Annotated in this window: 13 protein-coding genes; 10 read left to right on the top strand and 3 right to left on the bottom strand. The window is 63.2% G+C overall.

The features are described 5' to 3' along the window. Together AC2VLV_RS07120 and AC2VLV_RS07115 are read right to left on the bottom strand one after the other, a co-directional pair. Positions 1-483 (bottom strand): GspH/FimT family pseudopilin, encoded by a 483-nt coding sequence (locus AC2VLV_RS07120; protein WP_486989310.1) that lies wholly within the window; start codon positions 481-483, stop codon positions 1-3. A 1-nt stretch (position 484) separates the two neighbouring features. Next, the gene (locus tag AC2VLV_RS07115) at positions 485-940 is read right to left on the bottom strand and encodes a type IV pilin protein (protein WP_486989309.1); all 456 of its coding nucleotides are present in this window, start codon (positions 938-940) and stop codon (positions 485-487) included. Between the two features lie 407 nt (positions 941-1,347). Between AC2VLV_RS07115 and AC2VLV_RS07110 the strand changes: the two genes are divergently transcribed. The 6 genes from AC2VLV_RS07110 (at position 1,348) to AC2VLV_RS07085 (ending at position 10,121) form a co-directional block, all read left to right on the top strand. Then, positions 1,348-1,638 carry a co-chaperone GroES gene (locus AC2VLV_RS07110; protein ID WP_013104897.1) on the top strand — a complete coding sequence of 97 codons (291 nt, stop codon included), beginning with the start codon at positions 1,348-1,350 and terminating at the stop codon, positions 1,636-1,638. 90 nt (positions 1,639-1,728) lie between these two features. Then, positions 1,729-3,372 carry a chaperonin GroEL gene (gene groL, locus AC2VLV_RS07105; RefSeq protein WP_486989308.1) on the top strand — a complete coding sequence of 548 codons (1,644 nt, stop codon included), beginning with the start codon at positions 1,729-1,731 and terminating at the stop codon, positions 3,370-3,372. A 136-nt stretch (positions 3,373-3,508) separates the two neighbouring features. Continuing rightward, a complete protein-coding gene (locus tag AC2VLV_RS07100) occupies positions 3,509-4,735 on the top strand; it encodes a zinc ribbon domain-containing protein (RefSeq protein ID WP_486989307.1) in 1,227 nt (408 codons plus the stop codon). 55 nt (positions 4,736-4,790) lie between these two features. Next, the gene (locus tag AC2VLV_RS07095) at positions 4,791-5,930 is read left to right on the top strand and encodes a zinc ribbon domain-containing protein (protein WP_486989306.1); all 1,140 of its coding nucleotides are present in this window, start codon (positions 4,791-4,793) and stop codon (positions 5,928-5,930) included. Positions 5,931-5,984: 54 nt separating this feature from the next. Beyond that, on the top strand, positions 5,985-7,790 hold the full coding sequence (locus AC2VLV_RS07090) for a zinc ribbon domain-containing protein (protein ID WP_486989305.1): 1,806 nt from the start codon (positions 5,985-5,987) through the stop codon (positions 7,788-7,790). A gap of 30 nt (positions 7,791-7,820) precedes the next feature. Continuing rightward, positions 7,821-10,121, top strand: a complete 2,301-nt coding sequence (locus AC2VLV_RS07085; RefSeq protein WP_486989304.1) for a patatin-like phospholipase family protein — start codon at positions 7,821-7,823, stop codon at positions 10,119-10,121. Here AC2VLV_RS07085 and yihA read toward each other — a convergent pair. Continuing rightward, complete coding sequence (gene yihA, locus AC2VLV_RS07080) at positions 10,102-10,794, bottom strand: ribosome biogenesis GTP-binding protein YihA/YsxC (RefSeq protein ID WP_486989312.1); 693 nt, start codon at positions 10,792-10,794, stop codon at positions 10,102-10,104. The genes AC2VLV_RS07085 and yihA overlap by 20 nt on opposite strands. A gap of 216 nt (positions 10,795-11,010) precedes the next feature. Between yihA and AC2VLV_RS07075 the strand changes: the two genes are divergently transcribed. The 4 genes from AC2VLV_RS07075 to msrP all read left to right on the top strand — a co-directional run bounded on the left by AC2VLV_RS07075 (position 11,011) and on the right by msrP (position 17,099). Continuing rightward, positions 11,011-11,727: a c-type cytochrome gene (locus AC2VLV_RS07075; protein WP_486989303.1), complete on the top strand. Its 717-nt coding sequence runs from the start codon at positions 11,011-11,013 to the stop codon at positions 11,725-11,727. Positions 11,728-12,156: 429 nt separating this feature from the next. Then, entirely contained in the window at positions 12,157-14,376 is a 2,220-nt protein-coding gene (locus tag AC2VLV_RS07070; protein WP_486989302.1) for a cytochrome c biogenesis protein ResB, read from the top strand. A gap of 13 nt (positions 14,377-14,389) precedes the next feature. Then, on the top strand, positions 14,390-15,859 hold the full coding sequence (gene ccsB / locus AC2VLV_RS07065) for a c-type cytochrome biogenesis protein CcsB (protein WP_486989301.1): 1,470 nt from the start codon (positions 14,390-14,392) through the stop codon (positions 15,857-15,859). Positions 15,860-16,082: 223 nt separating this feature from the next. Then, positions 16,083-17,099: a protein-methionine-sulfoxide reductase catalytic subunit MsrP gene (msrP, locus tag AC2VLV_RS07060; RefSeq protein WP_486989300.1), complete on the top strand. Its 1,017-nt coding sequence runs from the start codon at positions 16,083-16,085 to the stop codon at positions 17,097-17,099. Positions 17,100-17,104: the final 5 nt, after the last annotated feature.

The following is a 17,104-nucleotide window of genomic DNA, read 5'->3' as shown; positions in this document are numbered from 1 at the left end:
TCATGATGCGGTGTTGGCGTTGAGAATCACGCTGCCCGAGGCGAGTACCTGCAGCGTCCAGGTCTGGCCTTGCGCAGCAGTGACGGTGATGGTGGGGGCCGTGTTGATGAAGCCTTGGCTATCGAAGGTGAGCGTCTGCGTGTTGCCACCCGTGATGCTGCAGGACACGTTCGGGTAGCTGGCGGCGATTTGGCTTGGCGACATCGAGTGCTCGGTAATCACCGTTCCGCCCACGCTGGTGCTCCAGGTGCAGGTGTTGTTTGCCCCCAGGGTGATGGTGACCGGCTGCTGCGTGGTTACCGCCTGATTGCGCGCCCAGGCCACGTCTTGCGGAAACTTGTTGACCAGCACCGAGGTTTTGCCGGCATCGACCATGCTCACCAGATTGGGCACGACCATCAGGCCGAGGAGGGCGGCGATGGCGATGGTCACCATCATTTCGATGAGGGTGAACCCCGTCTGACGTGACTTGATGAGGGGCATGTCAGGTGTTTCCGGATTGATCGCGCGCCCAGCCGTTTGATGTGGCTCCAGCGGGCAAAGGCGGGGTGCTGGTTCCAGGCGGCATGACCCAGCCCGAGGCGGGCACGCTGGTGGTGTATTTATTGCCGTCCTGGTCGATGGCGTAGCTGGGTGCGACCAGACCGCCCGTCGGAGTGGCGGTGAGGGTGAAAGTCGTCGCCGTCAGGGTGGGGCAACTGAACTGGTAATCCTTTCCGGCGGGTGGTGTCGCGCAGATGGGGGCGCCAACATAGGTCCGGTTGTCCTGGTAGTACTGCTGCAGGGCCACGCTCATGCTGGAGAGGTTTGAGAACGCCTCGGTCAGCTTGCTGCGAGTGACGTAGCCGGTGTAGGCCGGGATGGCGATGGCCGACAGAATGGCGACGACCGCCACGACGATCATCAGTTCAATCAGGGTGAAACCGCGGTTGCGCTGCATGGATGGACTCTCCTTGCGTGCATTGTGGAAATGCTTTGCACAAACTGCCGCAGCGAGCCGACGAACGGTGTGAATCTGGCGACGAACGGTCGATTCTTTCCAATATTTACCGCGCGTACATTTAGTGACGAGGTTGGCTGCGCAATGAGGCGGCGGGCGATCTCTCGGGGGACTTCCTGGCGATCACCTCCGCTTGCGGGGTTTGTGCGCTGGCTCTTGAAACCCGAAAGTCCGTCCCTATAATTAGCACTCGTTGAAGGTGAGTGCTAACAACGGCTTCATCGCACTGTCATGTACGCGCCTTCAAAATGGGTTTCTGGCCGTCGGTTCCGGGTATTGCCCGGGAGGCGGTTTGTCATTGGGCTCCGAGCAGGTGCCCGGTTTTCCACAAACTTCAGGAGATTTGCATGAAATTGCGCCCTCTGCATGACCGTGTCGTGGTCAAGCGTATCGAACAAGAAACCACTACCGCCTCGGGTATCGTGATCCCGGGTAGCGCGGCGGAGAAGCCGGATCAAGGCGAAGTGCTGGCCGTGGGTCCGGGCAAGCATGACGACCAGGGCAAGCTGGTAGCCATGGCGGTGAAGGTGGGCGACCGCGTACTGTTCGGCAAGTACGCCGGCCAGACCGTCAAGGTCGACGGCGACGAGTTGATGGTGATGCGCGAAGACGACCTGATGGCCGTCATCGAGAAGTAATTCCAGATTCAGATGGGCTGATGTCGTGGCCTGCGTGCCTGCCACATCGGCGCTGATTCCTGCTTCAACTGCTATTTACGGAGAATTTCAATGGCTGCAAAAGACGTGATTTTCGGTGCGGACGCCCGCGCCCGCATGGTGGAAGGCGTGAACATTCTCGCCAACGCTGTCAAGACGACCCTGGGCCCCAAGGGCCGTAATGTGGTGCTCGAGCGCTCGTTCGGCGCCCCCACCGTGACCAAGGACGGTGTGTCCGTGGCCAAGGAAATCGAACTGAAGGACAAGCTGCAGAACATGGGCGCGCAGATGGTCAAGGAAGTCGCTTCCAAGACGTCCGACAACGCCGGTGACGGCACCACCACCGCCACCGTGCTGGCCCAGGCCATCGTGCGCGAAGGCATGAAGTATGTGGCCGCCGGCATGAACCCGATGGACCTCAAGCGCGGCATCGACAAGTCGGTCACCGCGCTGGTCGAAGAGTTGAAGAAGGCCTCCAAGCCTTGCTCCAACACCAAGGAAATCGCGCAGGTCGGCTCCATCTCTGCCAACAGCGACGAGCATGTCGGCCAGATCATCGCTGAAGCGATGGACAAGGTGGGCAAGGAAGGCGTGATCACCGTGGAAGACGGCAAGAGCCTGGAAAACGAACTCGACATCGTCGAAGGCATGCAGTTCGACCGTGGCTATCTGTCGCCCTACTTCATCAACAATCAGGACAAACAGGTTGCCGTGCTCGACAACCCGTTCGTGCTGCTGCACGACAAGAAAATCTCCAACATCCGCGACCTGCTGCCCGCGCTGGAGCAAGTGGCCAAGTCCAGCCGTCCCCTGCTGATCATCGCTGAAGATGTGGACGGCGAAGCGCTGGCCACCCTGGTGGTCAACAGCATCCGCGGCATCCTCAAGACCGTGGCCGTCAAGGCGCCGGGCTTTGGCGACCGTCGCAAGGCCATGCTGGAAGACATCGCCATCCTGACCGGCGGCAAGGTCATCGCTGAAGAAGTCGGTCTGACGCTGGAGAAGGTCACGCTGGCCGATCTGGGCCAGGCCAAGCGTATCGAAGTGGGCAAGGAAAACACCATCGTCATCGACGGCGCTGGTGTGGCCGGCGACATCGAAGCCCGCGTCAAGCAGATCCGCATCCAGATCGAAGAAGCCACCTCCGACTACGACCGCGAAAAGCTGCAAGAGCGCGTGGCCAAGCTGGCTGGCGGCGTGGCCGTCATCAAGGTGGGCGCTGCCACCGAGATGGAAATGAAAGAGAAGAAGGCCCGCGTCGAAGACGCCCTGCACGCGACCCGCGCTGCGGTGGAAGAGGGCATTGTGGCGGGCGGCGGCGTGGCGCTGCTGCGTGCCAAGCAGGCCGTGGGCGACAGCGTCAAGGGCATCAACGCCGACCAGGAAGCCGGCATCAAGCTGGTGATGCGCGCCATCGAAGAGCCGCTGCGCCAGATCGTCTCCAACAGCGGCGATGAGCCCAGCGTGGTTGTGGCCAAGGTGCTCGAAGGCAAGGGCAACCACGGTTACAACGCCGCCAACGGCGAGTACGGCGACATGATCGCCATGGGCATTCTCGACCCGACCAAGGTCACCCGCACCGCGCTGCAAAACGCCGCCTCCGTGGCCGGCCTGATGCTGACCACCGAGTGCATGGTGGCCGAGGCGCCGAAGGACGAGAGCGCACCCGCCATGCCCGGCGGCGGCATGGGCGGCATGGGCGACATGGGCATGTAATTCCAGCCTCGTCCAGCAGCCTGCTGCAACGCAAGCCCGTCATCCGCAAGGATGGCGGGCTTTTTTTGTCATGGAAAACGCATGAAACCGTCAACGCTCTCGCTAAGATCGGTGCCATTTCGATCTGGGGGCCACCATGCCACGTTTTTGTACCCAATGCGGTGCGCAGAACCAAGACGACGCCAAGTTTTGTCGACAGTGCGGCGCGCTGTTGCCGACTCAGGCCAAGCCGACGCTGCCTCCAGAGGCCGCTGCCCACCATCCCCAGGATGAGGCGAGCCCGCAAGCCGAGCAGGCGGCGCAACTGCAGGCCCAGCGCGATGCGCAAGCCTTGAGGGACGAGGAGGCGCGCCGGGCCGAAGAGGCGAGACGACGGGCCGAAGCCGAGGCCGAGCAAGCCCGGCGGCAAGCCGAGCGACAGGCGCAGGAGGCCGCCGATCAGGAAGCTCACGCCCAGGCGCAACTGCAGCGCGCGAAACAGCAGCAGGCGGAGAAAGAGGCCGCAGCGGCGGCGCAGCAGGAGCGCATGCAGCGCGAGAGTGAGCGCCTTGCCGCCACAGCCCGGTTGGAAGCGGAAATACGCGAGCGTGCGCAGGCAGCCAGCGCCGCCCCGCCGCCCCGCAGGGTCGCGCCTGATCAGTCGCCCCGTTCCGGGTACAGCCAAGGCGCGCAGCAGCCGGTGAAGGGCAGCAACGCGTTTCTCATCGGCGGTATCGCCACGGGCGTGATTGCGCTGCTGCTCATAGGCGGGGGAGGGCTGTGGTGGTCGATGCAACATCCGCAGCAAGACAACAAGACGGCCGCTTCGGTGGGGGCGAGCGAGGCGGCGTATGCGGCGTCGGCCCCGGTTCAGCCGACCGCGGCAAGTGCAGCCCGCGCCGCGGCGACAGAGCCTGCCCCGGTGTCGCTGCCTTCGCCCGCCTCTACCCCAACCCCGCAGGCCGTGCCAGTCACGCCGACGGTGGCGTCTGCGCCCGCTGCCGTCGCGCCCAAGCCCGAGCCTGTCGTGCGCAAGCCCAGCCCTGCAGTGCCTGCACCGGCAGCGCCGCAGCGTCAGGCCCAGCCGGAGACCTTTGCGCCCGTTGCTGCGCCAGCGCGCCCTGCGGTGCCAGCGCCTCAGCCGACGCAGGCGCCCGCGCCCGTGGCTGAGCCCGTACCTCACGCTGCGCCACCCAAGCCGATGGGACGGGTGGAAGCCCTGCGCGCTGCGCTTGCGGCCTGTCAGACCAAGGGCAATTTTTTCACCCAGCAACTCTGCATTCAGGAAACGCGCTGGAAGTACTGCGGTGCGCCACTGTCACCCGATCCGCTGTGGGGCAAGATTCCGGAGTGCCCAAATTCGTCGGAACAAAACAATCCGTAAGAGCGTGTACCGGGTTTGACCCGACCAAACTTCACTACCGTCCAGGGAGGACATCATGACCGTGAAAACCACCAACAACCTCGGCGTGCTGCTGCGCAGCTACGAGGCGCTGCATAACTGGCGCGCGCTGGCCATGCTGGCTGGCAGCTTCGTGCTCGGCGGGCTGGCGATCAGCGGCGGCGCGGCGGCGGGCATGAGCTCGGGCAGTTACGCGGTGACGATGCTGATGAGTCTGCTGGGCACGATCATCATCGTCGTGGGCATGAATGCCAGCGGGCTGATGCTGGTCGATCAGGCGTATGACCAGCCGATCCGCGGTTTCGCCCCGGCGTTTCTGGGCGGGGTGCAGTCGGCGCTCTACGTCATCGGGCTGCTGATTTTGCTCGGCCTGGGGTTTGCCTTGGTTCTGCTGGCGGCTTATCTGCTGTCGCTGTTTGGCCGCATTCCGGGCGTTGGCGGGTTTCTCGGTTTTCTCCTCGGCGGGCCTTTGGTCGTGGTGGTGGCGCTGGCTTACGCCGTGCTGTTGCTCGCCGGGCCGCTGATGATTGCGGCGGTCTGGCATGGCGAGGGCTTCATCGCCAGTCTGTCGCGCGCCGTGGGCATCGTCACGCAGCGGCCCCTGGAAGTGTTCATGCACTTTCTGGTGCTGGGGCTGCTGGTGTTCCCGGCTGTGGCCTTCATCTTTGCCGTGGTGTTCGTGGGCAGCATGTTCGTCGGCGGATTTTTTGCTGCGGGCAGTTTCGGCGGCATGGGTATGGGGGGCTTTGGCGGCATGGGCGGCTTCGGCGGCATGCGCGGCATGGAAGGTGTGGCGCTGGGCGGTGCGGGCATGGGCGGCGCCGGTCTGTCGATCGGCCTGGTGTGGTTTCTCGCCTGGTCGGTGGTGAGCCTGATCTATGTGCTGGGCATCATCTTTGTTTACCGGGCCGTGGGTGAAGGTGTGGAGTCGGCAGGGTCTGAGCAGATTGGGCAGAAGCTGGCCCAGTTCAAGCAGAAGCTCGACGACTACAAGCCACGCCCCGCGCCTGCCACGCCACCTGCGCCACCCGCAGCTCCTCCGGCCGAACCTTCTGCACCGTCACCGGAGCCGACTTCCGCCGCCCAAGCGGCCGACACCACACATTGCCCCGCCTGCGGCGCCGACGTGCAAGCCGATGATGCGTTTTGCGGTAGCTGCGGCCATCGGCTCAGGTAAACACGTTCCCGGAAACTGGTAAATCGCCTGTCAACACCCACTCAACCCAATGCCATGAGTTACGAATTCTCCGACCGAAGTCAGGCGCTGAATCTGCCCAATCCCTACCGCATCGAAAACCTGTTTCTTTACCTGGCCGCGGCGGCGTTGTTGGTGGCGGGGCTGGTGGTGCTGTTTCAGGTGCGCGGACATTTGCAGGAGGGCATCGATGCGCGCGGCGCTTCGGCGCTGGTGATCGCCGTGCTGTTGCTGTCGGGCGGCATTGCCTGGATGTGGCGGGCGTTCAGCCAGCTCAACTATTTTGTCGGGCGCGGTTTGCCGCGCGGCCTGGCCCCCGAAATTCCGGAAGGTCAGGACGGCTCCAGCAAGGCCGGGCAGGAGGTGCGCGAGTTGCTACGCAACGGGGCGGTGTTTTTTGAAGACCCGGGCAGCAACCCGCTGTATCGCTTCATGCCCAACCTGATTTTCGCGCCCTATGCGGTGCGCGCCGCAGCGCACCGGCTGGCGCAGAACGGGGTGGCGCTGGCGGCCTATATCGTCAGCATGGCGCTGGCGCTGCTGGTGTTTTCGAATGCGCTGACCGCAAGCTGGCTGGGCTTGTTTTATCTGGTGCTCGGCTATCTGGTGATCTTCCAACCCATGATCCGCGGCAACCTCACCGCCCAGTCGAACACGGTGCAGAACGCCAAGCTGAGCATCGGGCTGCTGGTGCTGCTGGTGGTGGCGGCGGTGATCGGCCCGGTGTTGCTGGCCTTGTTCAGCGCGCAGTTGCCAGCGTTGCCAGAACTGCAGATCAACAGCGCGCTGTTTTTCAGCGCCATCGCCGCTTTCGTGGCGACGGTGCTGGGGCTGGCGACCTTGAAGGAGCAGATGGGACCGCCGCCGCAGTCCGTCGGGTCGGCGCAGACCACCGAGGTGTGCACCATGAACTCGCACCCGGCGAAGCTGATGGAGCAGGTCGACCGCATGCTGATGGAGCGCTGGAAAGAGGCCATTCCCAACCGGCGCTATCTGCGGCAATCGCCCGAGGTCAAGGGGCGTCAGGGCCAGTTCCGGCTGGAGTTGGTGGAAGAAACCCAGCCGATGCCGCGAGAGCGTGCCACCCCCTCGGGTCTGAGCCATGCCATGGCGCTGCCGCAGTTCCGCTGGCTGGTGTTGCTTTCGGCCTGGTTTGCGCTGCTGATGGTGATTGTTGCGGTGGGCGCTTATGGCCTGGCCCACGCCTTGCTGCAAGGCGGCGATCTGTCTTTCTGGATCATGCTGACTCTGGGGCTGAGTGTGGCGGCGGTGTATGCGCTGCGCAGTGCGCATGCCCTGTGGGGACGCTACGACTTTCGTTCCACCGTGATCTGGGTCGATATTCAGGGCAGCTATGAATCGGCGCGCATGGAAATGGGCAATGTGCTGGCCGACCGGCTCAAGACGGAAAAAGACGTCATCAACATCGAAGCCATGACCTTGCGGGTCTGGGCGTCGGAGATCGACACCGTGCTGTTCGAGCGCACCGGCCCGCGACAGGTGCTGGCCATGCGCGGGCTGCCCAGCGTGGCGCAGGGCATGGCGGGCGAGTTGCGCGGCTTTGGCCAGGAGCGCCCCACCTTGATCGCGCCGCAGTCCAGCCTCGATGCGGAACGCGCGGCGCATATCGGGAAGTTCAATCAGTTGCTTGGCGGCGGCGCCGGCTCGGCCGCGGCGCTGCCCGCGGCGACCGCCCAGGCTCTGGGGCTAATGCCCGCCGCGCCTGCGGCCGAATCTCCCTCGACGACGCCTTCCCTGAAAGGGCGGTTCTGTTCGAAATGTGGCACACAGACGGCTGCGGAAGATCGGTTTTGCGGCTCTTGCGGAAACGCTTTGGCCTGAGTGTCAGGTAAGGGCCGAGAGAAAGTTCGCATGCGGCAATTTCCGGGCTACAGGCGGATTCGGAGCGCGGCGGCTGCGTGTCTGATCGGCGTGCTGGTCGTCGGCGGCTTGTCGCTGCTGCCTGCCGCCGCTCAAACACCTTCCGCGCCCGCGCGTGCACCCGCAACAGCACCCACCGTCGTGCCCGGCAAGACCTGTCTCGTGCTCTCGGGCGGCGGTGCGCGGGGGCTGGCGCACATCGGCGCGCTGGAGGCTTTGCAGCAACTTCGCGTGCCGATCGACTGCATCGCAGGCACCAGCATGGGCGCCATCATCGGCGGGTTGTATGCCGAGGGCGTGTCGGTGGATGTGCTGCGCAGCCAGGTTTCGGGCATGGACTGGGCCAGCGTGCTCTCCAGCCGTCCGGCGCGCGAAGGGCTGGCCTTTCGCCGCAAACGCGCCGACGAGCAAATGCCCGGCGGCATCGAGTTCGGGTTGAGCGACCGCGGCCAGGTGCAGTTTCCCAACGCGGCGGTCAACACCACCCAGCTTGAGCAGGTGCTGACCAACCTCACCCTGCCTGCGCTGACCGTGCGCGATTTCAACGATCTGCCGATCCCCTTCCGCGCCGTGGCGACCAATATGGTGACGGGCAAGAAGGTCATCCTGCAGCAGGGCGTGCTGGCCACGGCGCTGCGCGCGAGCATGTCGGTGCCGGGGGTGTTTCCGCCCACCGAGTTCGGCGGCGCCTTGCTGGGCGATGGCGGGCTGGTGGACAACCTGCCGGTGGATGTGGCGCGCGACATGGGGGCGCAGCATGTGGTGGCGATCAATATCGGCACGCCGCTGGCGTCGCGCGAGTCGCTCGACAACATCGTCGGGCTGACCTCGCAGATGATCAATATTCTGATCGAGCAGAACATCCGCGCACAGATCGCCACGCTCAAGCCGGGCGACGTGCTCATATCGCCCGACCTCGGCGACTTGTCCGCGCTTGATTTTCAGGCCGGCGACCGCGCCATCAAAATCGGCTATGACGCGGTGATGGCCGCCCGCGCTCAGCTTGAACCGCTGGCCCTGCCGCCGGCACAGTACGCGCAGTGGCGCGATGCCTTCGCACGCCGGGCGCAGGCGCTGGTGGCGCAGCTGCAGTTCAACGCGCCGCTGGCCGGGGTGGAAGTGCGCGGACTGTCTGCGGGCGTCGATCAAACCTTGAAAGCCCGGCTGGAGCAAAAGCCTGGAGAGCCGCTGCAGTTCGACAAAGTGCGCACCGATGTCGATCGCCTTTTTGGCAGCGGCGATTTTTCGCGGGTGGATTACCGCCTGGTATCCGGGCGGCGTGGACAGGTGCTCGAATATCGCCTGCAGGACAAACCCTGGGGGCCCAACTATCTGCGCTTCGGGCTCGGGCTCTACACCGATCTGCGCAACCAGTCGCGGTTTTCGCTGCAGCTCTCGCAGCGGCGGCCCTGGCTCAACAGTCTGGGCGGCGAGTGGCGCAACGATCTGCAGATCGGCTGGCGCAACCGCTGGATGTCCGAGCTGTACCAGCCCGTCACGCGCGGCGGCTGGCTGTTCGTCTCGCCCTATCTCGATCTGGACGCGCGGCCCGTCGATGTGTATTCCGGCAACAACCCGGTGCTGCGCTACCGCCTCACCACCGAACGCGTCGGCCTGGATCTGGGCGTGCCCCTGGGCGACTACGGCGAATTGCGCGCCGGTCTGAGCCGGGCGAACATCTACGGCACCTACCTGCTCGGGGCGCCGCCGCTGAACAACACCAGCGCCCTGCTGCGCGAAGGCGGCATGCGCTTGCTGGTGCTGGCCGACCGGCTCGATCATGCCTACTTTCCCCGCAAAGGCTGGAGCGGGCGGGGCGAGCTGTTTTTCGCCCGCACCGCGCTGGGCAGCGATGCCAATTACGACCGCATCGACCTCTCCGGGCAAGACGTCGCCAGCTTCGGGCGGCACACCGTGGAGCTGGCGGCCAGGGTGGCCAGCTTCCGTGACCGTGCCGGGCTGCTGAATCTCGACTACCTCTCGCTCGGCGGCTTCGACGCGCTGGGCGGCTATCGCGAGGGCCAGCTCATCGGCAACTACCTCATTTATGGCCGCATCGGCTATCGCTACGAACTGGTCACGCCCGGCTTGTTTGGCGGCGCCGCCTATCTTGGCCTGGCCTACGAGCGCGGCAACACCTGGGCGCAGCGCGCGCAGGTCAGTCTGAGCGATCTGCGCTCGAGCACCAGTGTGTATCTCGGCACCGATACGCCGCTGGGCCCGGTGTATTTCGGCGTGGGCAAGGCGCCAGGGCAGAAAGTCAACTTCTATCTCACTCTGGGTCGGCCGTGAGGTCGCTTGCCGCGCCGCACTCCAGATCGGATTCGGAACCCTCGACTGGCCGCGCGGCATCTTCCAGCCAGCTTTCGATAAGTTGCGACGCCGATTCCACGCCCGACAGCTTGGTGGCCGAAAACAGTTGCAGCGAAATCGGCGCCGTCATGCCCACCGCCTGTGCGTGCTGCGCGAGTTGATCGCGTGCGGCCTGCGCGGCGCGCTGTCCCTCCTGGCGGTTGAGCTTGTCGGCCTTGGTCAGCAGCACATGCAGCGGCACGCTGGCCGGGGCCATGAAGGCCAGCAGGCTCAGATCGGTTTCGGTCAGCCCCAGTCGCGAATCGGCCAACAGAATCAGCCCGACCAGCGGCCCGCGCTCGGCCAGATACTGGGCGAGAAACAACTGCCAGCGCTTTTTGTCGGTTTTGGCCACCGCCGCATAGCCGTAGCCCGGCAGATCGACCAGCAATCCGCTGGGTGAGTTTTTTGGGCCAACGGCGAAAAAATTGATGTGCTGGGTGCGGCCGGGCGTTTTGGAAGCGAACGCCAGTTGCCGCTGCTGACACAGGGTGTTGATTGCCGTGGATTTGCCGGCGTTGGAGCGGCCGACAAAAGCGATTTCCGGCAAGGCGGTCACGGGCAGGTTCTCCATCGAAGAACTCGTCACCATAAAGCGCGCGCTGTGGAGCAAGGGGCTGAAACGCACCTGCTGGGGGGTTGACCTGCTGGAATTCCCTATATTCGCCATGACTTATGTATCGGTAGGATGCGCCATCTTGTGCAAACAGGCTGGCCGGGTGCAGCAAAGGGCTGCGCTCTCGCCGGTGTCCGAGCCGCGCGGCGCAGTGCATTGTCGCTGTTTGTCATTGTTAGTCCGGCGCGGGCGAATTTCTGATGGATCGCTTTCATGCCCACCCCTTCGGTTGCAGTGCGCGTTGCCTTGACTCTTGCCGGCCTGTCGCTGGTGTCTGCTCCATCGTGGGGCGCCGACGCCCCGGCGGCTGCGGCGTCCAGCGTCAGCGAAACGTCTTTCCCCGCGTCCACGCCGGCGCAGCTTCAGGCGGGCGCCAAAGTGGCGCAGACCTGCGCTGCCTGCCACGGTGTCGACGGCAACGCCACTTCGACCGAATTTCCCAAACTGGCCGGGCAGCACGCCGACTATCTGGTCAAGCAGCTGCACGACTATCGTATCGCCAAGGGCGCCAAACACCCGGCGCGGGTCAACGCCATCATGAATGGCATGGCCGCAACGCTGACCGACGCGCAAATCCGCGATGTCGCGCTGTATTACAGCCGCCAGACCTTCAAGCCCGGGGTGGCCTTTGCCGACAAAAAAGAGTTGAAACTCGGCCAGGCAATCTGGATGGCGGGCATTCCCGACCGGGCCGTACCGGCGTGTGTGTCGTGCCACGGCCCGGGCGGTGCAGGCATGCCTTCGCGCTATCCGCGTATCGGCGGGCAGTGGCTGGGCTATCTGGAAACCGAACTGCAGATGTTCCGCAACGACCGCCGCACCAACAGCCCGGAAATGCACGACATCGCCTCGCGCATGACCGACAAGCAGATCACCGCCGTGGCCGAGTATGCGGCTGGCTTGCGCGCTCCGTCCGAGTTGCCGCGCTAAATCGGGCCGCGCCACCAACCGAAAGGCGACCGATACGCTCTGTTACCGGAACTTTCGCCCGCCGGGCAAGCTCTGTCCTACGGCGAGACTAAGGGTGAGAGTAGGGGGTCTGATGGTTTGGGCCGGGCTGAGTTGAAATGACCCGGCACGAACAGCTACTCGTTCAGCCGAAAACCACGCACTCTCCGGCCCGGCGCATGACACCTCTGGCCTGTGGGATATCAAATTTGAGGTTTTTCCGTTTTGTTATATTGGTTCGTTGATCTTTTCAAGCTATTGCCTCTGCCACACCTGCTTCTGCCACACCTGCCTTCAATGGTGTCTACCTACCCTTTTGCGGCGTGCCGCAGGGCGGTCTGATTCACCGAAGTCTGGCCTACCGATTTCCCATCGTTCGCTCCTCGTTCGCTGCGCCAAGTTTCCCACCGTATGTCTGCCACCCCTTCGCCAGTTCCCAACACCACTCTGAGTACCTCCGGCTGGGAGCTGCAGCACGGTTCACGTGCCTGGCGCGCCTTCGTCGAATTGCTGTCGTCGATGCGCTTTGCCATCGCCCTGCTGGTCATCGTGGCCATCGCCAGCATCATCGGCACTGTGCTCACGCAAGGGCAGCCGTACAACAATTACATCAACCAGTTCGGACCGTTCTGGGCGGAGGTGTTCCGCAAGTTCGATCTGTACAACGTCTATTCTTCCTGGTGGTTTTTGCTCATTTTGACCTTTCTGGTGGTGTCCACCAGCCTGTGCCTGATTCGCAATACGCCCAAGATCATCACCGATCTGAAGACCTACAAAGAGGGGGTGCGCGAGCAGAGCATGCGCCACTTCCACGAGCGCGGCGAAACCACCTTCACCGATGGCCGCGCGGCCACCGTGGCGCATGTGACTGGCGTCATGAAGAGCCACGGCTACAAGTTCAAGGTGCAGGAGCGCCCTGCGGCGCAGGAGGGCGGTGCGGGCGCCACCATGATCGCAGCGAAGACCGGAGGCATCAACCGCATTGGTTATGTGCTGGCTCACGCAGCATTCGTGTTGATCTGCGTGGGTGCGCTGTTCGATGGCGACATGATGATCAAGGCGCAGATGTGGATGTTCGGCAAAGAGCCGCTCAAGGCCAATATGCTGGTGTCGCAGGTGCCCGAGGTCAACAAGCTGTCGGTGCACAACCCGACCTTCCGCGGTAACCTGCAGATTCCCGATGGCGGCGAATCGAATATGGCGGTGCTGAGCATGGGCGATGGCGTGCTGCTGCAGCCACTGCCGTTCAATATCCACCTGAAGAAATTCAATATCGATTTTTATTCCACCGGCATGCCGCGCTTGTTCGCCAGCGATGTGGTCATTACCGATCCCAAAACCGGCAAGAGCTTTCCCGCGAAGATCGAGGTCAACCATCCGTTGACCTATGACGGCGTCACCATCTTCCAGTCGGGCTTCGCCGATGGCGGGTCTGAACTGTTCCTCAAGGCCTGGCCGATGCACGGCCCCAGCGACAAGACCTTCGATCTGACCGGCACCGTGGGCTCGGATCGCCAGCTCAGCAACGGGGCGCAGAACATGCAGGTCGAGTTCACCGAGCTGCGGATATTCAACGTGCAGGACATGAGCCCGGCGCAGACCACGGGTGTCAAGCCGAAGGAGCAATCGCTGGCTTCTGGCTTCGACCGGCATCTGGGTGCCCCGGTGGCCGCGCCGGGTGAGCGGCATCTGCAGAACATCGGCCCTGCCGTGATTTACAAAATTCGCGATGCTTCGGGTCAGGCGCATGAATATTTCAACTACATGCTGCCGGTCGAGCTCAATGGCGAAAAGGTGTTCCTCGCCGGGGAGCGCGGTTCGCTCGACGCGGGTTATAAATACTTGCGCATTCCGGCAGACAGCAACGATTCCATCGACGGCTGGATGCAGTTCCGTTCGGCCTTGTTCAACGCGAAAGATCGCCAGCAGGCCGCAGCCCAGTACGTTGCCGCTTCTTTGCCGCCTGACGCGACTGCCGAGCTGAAAAGTCAACTCCTGGTGACCGCCTCACGCACGCTGGATATTTTTGCGGGCGAAATTCCCAACGATCCCAAGACCGGCAAGCCGGTGGTTCAGGCGCCTGGCGGCCTGCCCGCGCTGGCGCAGTATCTCGAAGCCGCCGTGCCGCAAGACAAGCAGCAGCAGGCATCAGATGTGTTCGTGCGCATTCTGAATGGCACGCTGTGGCAGCTCTGGCAGATCAGCCGCGAAAACCATGGCGAAAAGCCGGTCACCCAAGACCCGGCGCATGAAAAATTCTTCGACTCGGCCGTACTCGCCCTGTCCGACACCTTCTTCTATCCGTCGCCCCTGTATCTGCAGATGACCAATTACAAGCAGATTCAGGCCAGCATCTTCCAGGTGGCCCGTGCCCCTGGCAAGGTTGTGGTCTATACCGGTGCGGTCTTGCTCATTCTGGGCGTGTTTGCCATGCTTTACATCCGCGAACGCCGGGTGTGGTTTTTGGTGAAGGATCGCGCCGATGGAGGCTGCGACACACTCATGGCCATGAGCACCAATCGTCGCACCCTGGAGTACAAGAAGGAATTTGAAACACTGCGCGCAGCCAGTCTGGGCGTAGCATCACCCGACCCGACGCACGACTCCGCGCCGGACAATGCCTCGACCTGAATAGGGACCCGCCATGGAACTTGCCAGCAAATCCCATAGCTTGCCACTGAACTCCAAAAGTTCGGAACCTCCGCGCCAGAACGGCATCGGTGCATACCTGCGCCGACGTACCGTGTACGACTGGATTTTTCTGCTGCTCATCGTGGGTGGCGATGCTTATGTTCTGAGCCAGTACGGCCAGAACATGAACTATTACGTCAAGCTCATTTTCCTCGGAGCGACGACGAGTCTGATGTTTTTCGGCTGGGGCTGGACGGCGCTGAAGAATCTGGCGATCGTGGTCACGATTCTGTCGCTCTTCGGCATCTGGCTGTATCAGGGGCCGGACGGGCACGCCGTGCTGGCGCGCAGTGAACAGGTGTTCTTCCTCAAATACTTCCTGGCCAGCCAGTCGGCCATTCTCTGGATGGCCTTCCTGCTGTTCCTGAGTACGGCGGCCTACTGGTTTGGCATGTTCACCGGTCCGGCGCAGAACACCGCGGGCGGCATGGCGCTGGCCGGCGGGGGTGGTGGTGCGATGGCGGGCGGTGGCGGCGACGGCATGGTGCGCGACGCCAAGGGCTGGCAGTCCAATTTCTCGCAGTATTTCGGCTCACGTCTGGCCTGGGTGGGCATCACCATGGCGCTGGTCGGCACCATGATGCGCTGGTATGAGAGCTATCAGATCGGGCCGGATATCGGTCATATTCCGCTGTCGAATCTGTACGAAGTGTTCGTGCTGTTCTCCTGGCTGACCACCATTCTGTATCTGTATTTCGAGCAGAAATACAAGACCCGCAGCATGGGCGCCTTCGCCATGCTGGTGGTCAGCGCGGCGGTGGGCTTCCTGCTGTGGTACAGCATGGTGCAGAACGCCTACGAAATCCAGCCGCTGGTGCCTGCGCTGCAAAGCTGGTGGATGAAGCTGCACGTCCCGGCCAACTTCATCGGCTACGGCACCTTCGCCATCGCGGCCATGGTCGGCTTCGCCTACCTCATCAAGACCCATGCCAACGAGACCTCCTTGTGGAAACTCACGCCGCTGTGGCTGATCGGCTTTGTGATGTTCTTCGAGCCGCTGGTGTTCCGTCAGGGGGGCATCTCCGAGTACTGGGGCGTGTTCGCTGGCATTTCGGCGCTGATCGTGGCCGGTATTCTGTATGGCCGCCGTCGCATCGCGTCGCATCTGCCCTCGCTGGAAGTGATGGACGACGTGATGTACAAGTCCATCGCCATCGGCTTCACCTTCTTCACCATCGCCACCATTCTGGGCGCGCTGTGGGCGGCCGAGGCCTGGGGCGGCTACTGGAGCTGGGACCCGAAGGAAACCTGGGCGCTGATCGTCTGGCTGAACTATGCCGCCTGGCTGCACATGCGCCTCATCAAGGGTCTGCGCGGTCAGGTTGCCGCGTGGTGGGCGCTGACCGGCCTGCTGGTCACCACCTTTGCCTTCCTCGGCGTAAACATGTTCCTTTCGGGCCTGCATTCCTACGGCAAGCTTTGAGATGATTCCGTGATGAAAAAAGGCCCTTCGGGGCCTTTTTTTATTGAAAGTGGCCCATGAAGAAAGACCTCATTGACGCCCGAATCCCCTCAGAGCAGGCGGGGATGACGTTGCACTGTAAGGTTTGGTCTGTTGCAGCGACTACAAGCTGTAGCGATGGAATAACGTCGCCCGATCTGCCGTCTATCGAACGGCATTCCAGCCCGCCGCACAGGAGCACACCATGAGCAAGCGTCAAGACCAAGGTTTCGAGCACCCGGATTCTTCGGAAATCACGCCGAAGGAAATCTATAAAGATCGTCGGCATTTTCTCGCGGCGGCCGGAGTCGGCGCCGCGGCAGGCGTGGCGGCACTCACTGCGCATCGTGCGCAGGCGACCGCAACAGTTGCGCACGGCGGCCTGCCCGCACCGGGCAAGTTAGCCGCGCTGGCCGCGCAAAAGAACACCGCGCTGTCCACCACGCAAGCGGCGACGCCTTACAAGGACGTCACGACCTACAACAATTTCTACGAATTCGGCACGAGCAAGAGCGATCCTTCCCAGAATGCCGGGAGCCTGAAGACCCGGCCGTGGACCGTGGTGGTGGAGGGCGAGGTGCACAAGCCACGCACCTTTGGCATCGACGATCTGCTCAAACTCGCGCCGATGGAGGAGCGCATCTACCGTCATCGTTGCGTCGAAGGTTGGGCGATGGTGGTGCCCTGGCTGGGCTATTCGCTCTCCAATCTGCTCAAGGCCGTCGAGCCCACGGGCAACGCCAAGTATGTGGAATACATCACCTTGCTCGACCCGGCGGAAATGCCAGGACAGAACGACCCCATTCTGCAATGGCCGTATCTCGAAGGGCTGCGCATGGACGAGGCCATGCACCCGCTCACCCTGCTCACCTTTGGCCTGTATGGCGAAGTGCTGCCCAATCAGGACGGTGCGCCGATGCGCATGGTCATTCCCTGGAAATACGGGTTCAAGGGCGGCAAATCCATCGTCAAGATTCGGCTGGTGGAAAAGCAGCCCGTCACTTCGTGGATGCGGGCCGTACCGCAGTGGTACGGGTTCTACTCCAACGTCAACCCCGACGTGAGTCCGCAGAACTGGAGCCAGGCCAATGAACGCATGATCGGACAGGGCGGCGCCTTCGGCGGCCTGTTCGCACCGCGCATTCCCACGCAACTGTTCAACGGCTATGGCGCGCAGGTCGCCAGCCTGTATCAGGGCATGAATCTGAAGAAGTTTTTCTGAGCGCC

The organism is Thiomonas sp. TH-17, from assembly GCF_057473305.1.
This window is presented reverse-complemented; position numbering and strand designations above follow the sequence as displayed.

What these genes read in the sequence shown, in the direction of transcription:
- AC2VLV_RS07120 (WP_486989310.1), bottom strand. Translation starts at nt 483, where the DNA reads ATGCCCCTCATCAAGTCACGTCAGACGGGGTTCACCCTCATCGAAATG.
- AC2VLV_RS07095 (WP_486989306.1), top strand. Translation starts at nt 4,791, where the DNA reads ATGACCGTGAAAACCACCAACAACCTCGGCGTGCTGCTGCGCAGCTAC.
- AC2VLV_RS07075 (WP_486989303.1), top strand. Translation starts at nt 11,011, where the DNA reads ATGCCCACCCCTTCGGTTGCAGTGCGCGTTGCCTTGACTCTTGCCGGC.
- AC2VLV_RS07110 (WP_013104897.1), top strand. Translation starts at nt 1,348, where the DNA reads ATGAAATTGCGCCCTCTGCATGACCGTGTCGTGGTCAAGCGTATCGAA.
- AC2VLV_RS07115 (WP_486989309.1), bottom strand. Translation starts at nt 940, where the DNA reads ATGCAGCGCAACCGCGGTTTCACCCTGATTGAACTGATGATCGTCGTG.
- AC2VLV_RS07070 (WP_486989302.1), top strand. Translation starts at nt 12,157, where the DNA reads ATGTCTGCCACCCCTTCGCCAGTTCCCAACACCACTCTGAGTACCTCC.
- AC2VLV_RS07085 (WP_486989304.1), top strand. Translation starts at nt 7,821, where the DNA reads ATGCGGCAATTTCCGGGCTACAGGCGGATTCGGAGCGCGGCGGCTGCG.
- msrP (WP_486989300.1), top strand. Translation starts at nt 16,083, where the DNA reads ATGAGCAAGCGTCAAGACCAAGGTTTCGAGCACCCGGATTCTTCGGAA.
- groL (WP_486989308.1), top strand. Translation starts at nt 1,729, where the DNA reads ATGGCTGCAAAAGACGTGATTTTCGGTGCGGACGCCCGCGCCCGCATG.
- AC2VLV_RS07100 (WP_486989307.1), top strand. Translation starts at nt 3,509, where the DNA reads ATGCCACGTTTTTGTACCCAATGCGGTGCGCAGAACCAAGACGACGCC.
- ccsB (WP_486989301.1), top strand. Translation starts at nt 14,390, where the DNA reads ATGGAACTTGCCAGCAAATCCCATAGCTTGCCACTGAACTCCAAAAGT.
- AC2VLV_RS07090 (WP_486989305.1), top strand. Translation starts at nt 5,985, where the DNA reads ATGAGTTACGAATTCTCCGACCGAAGTCAGGCGCTGAATCTGCCCAAT.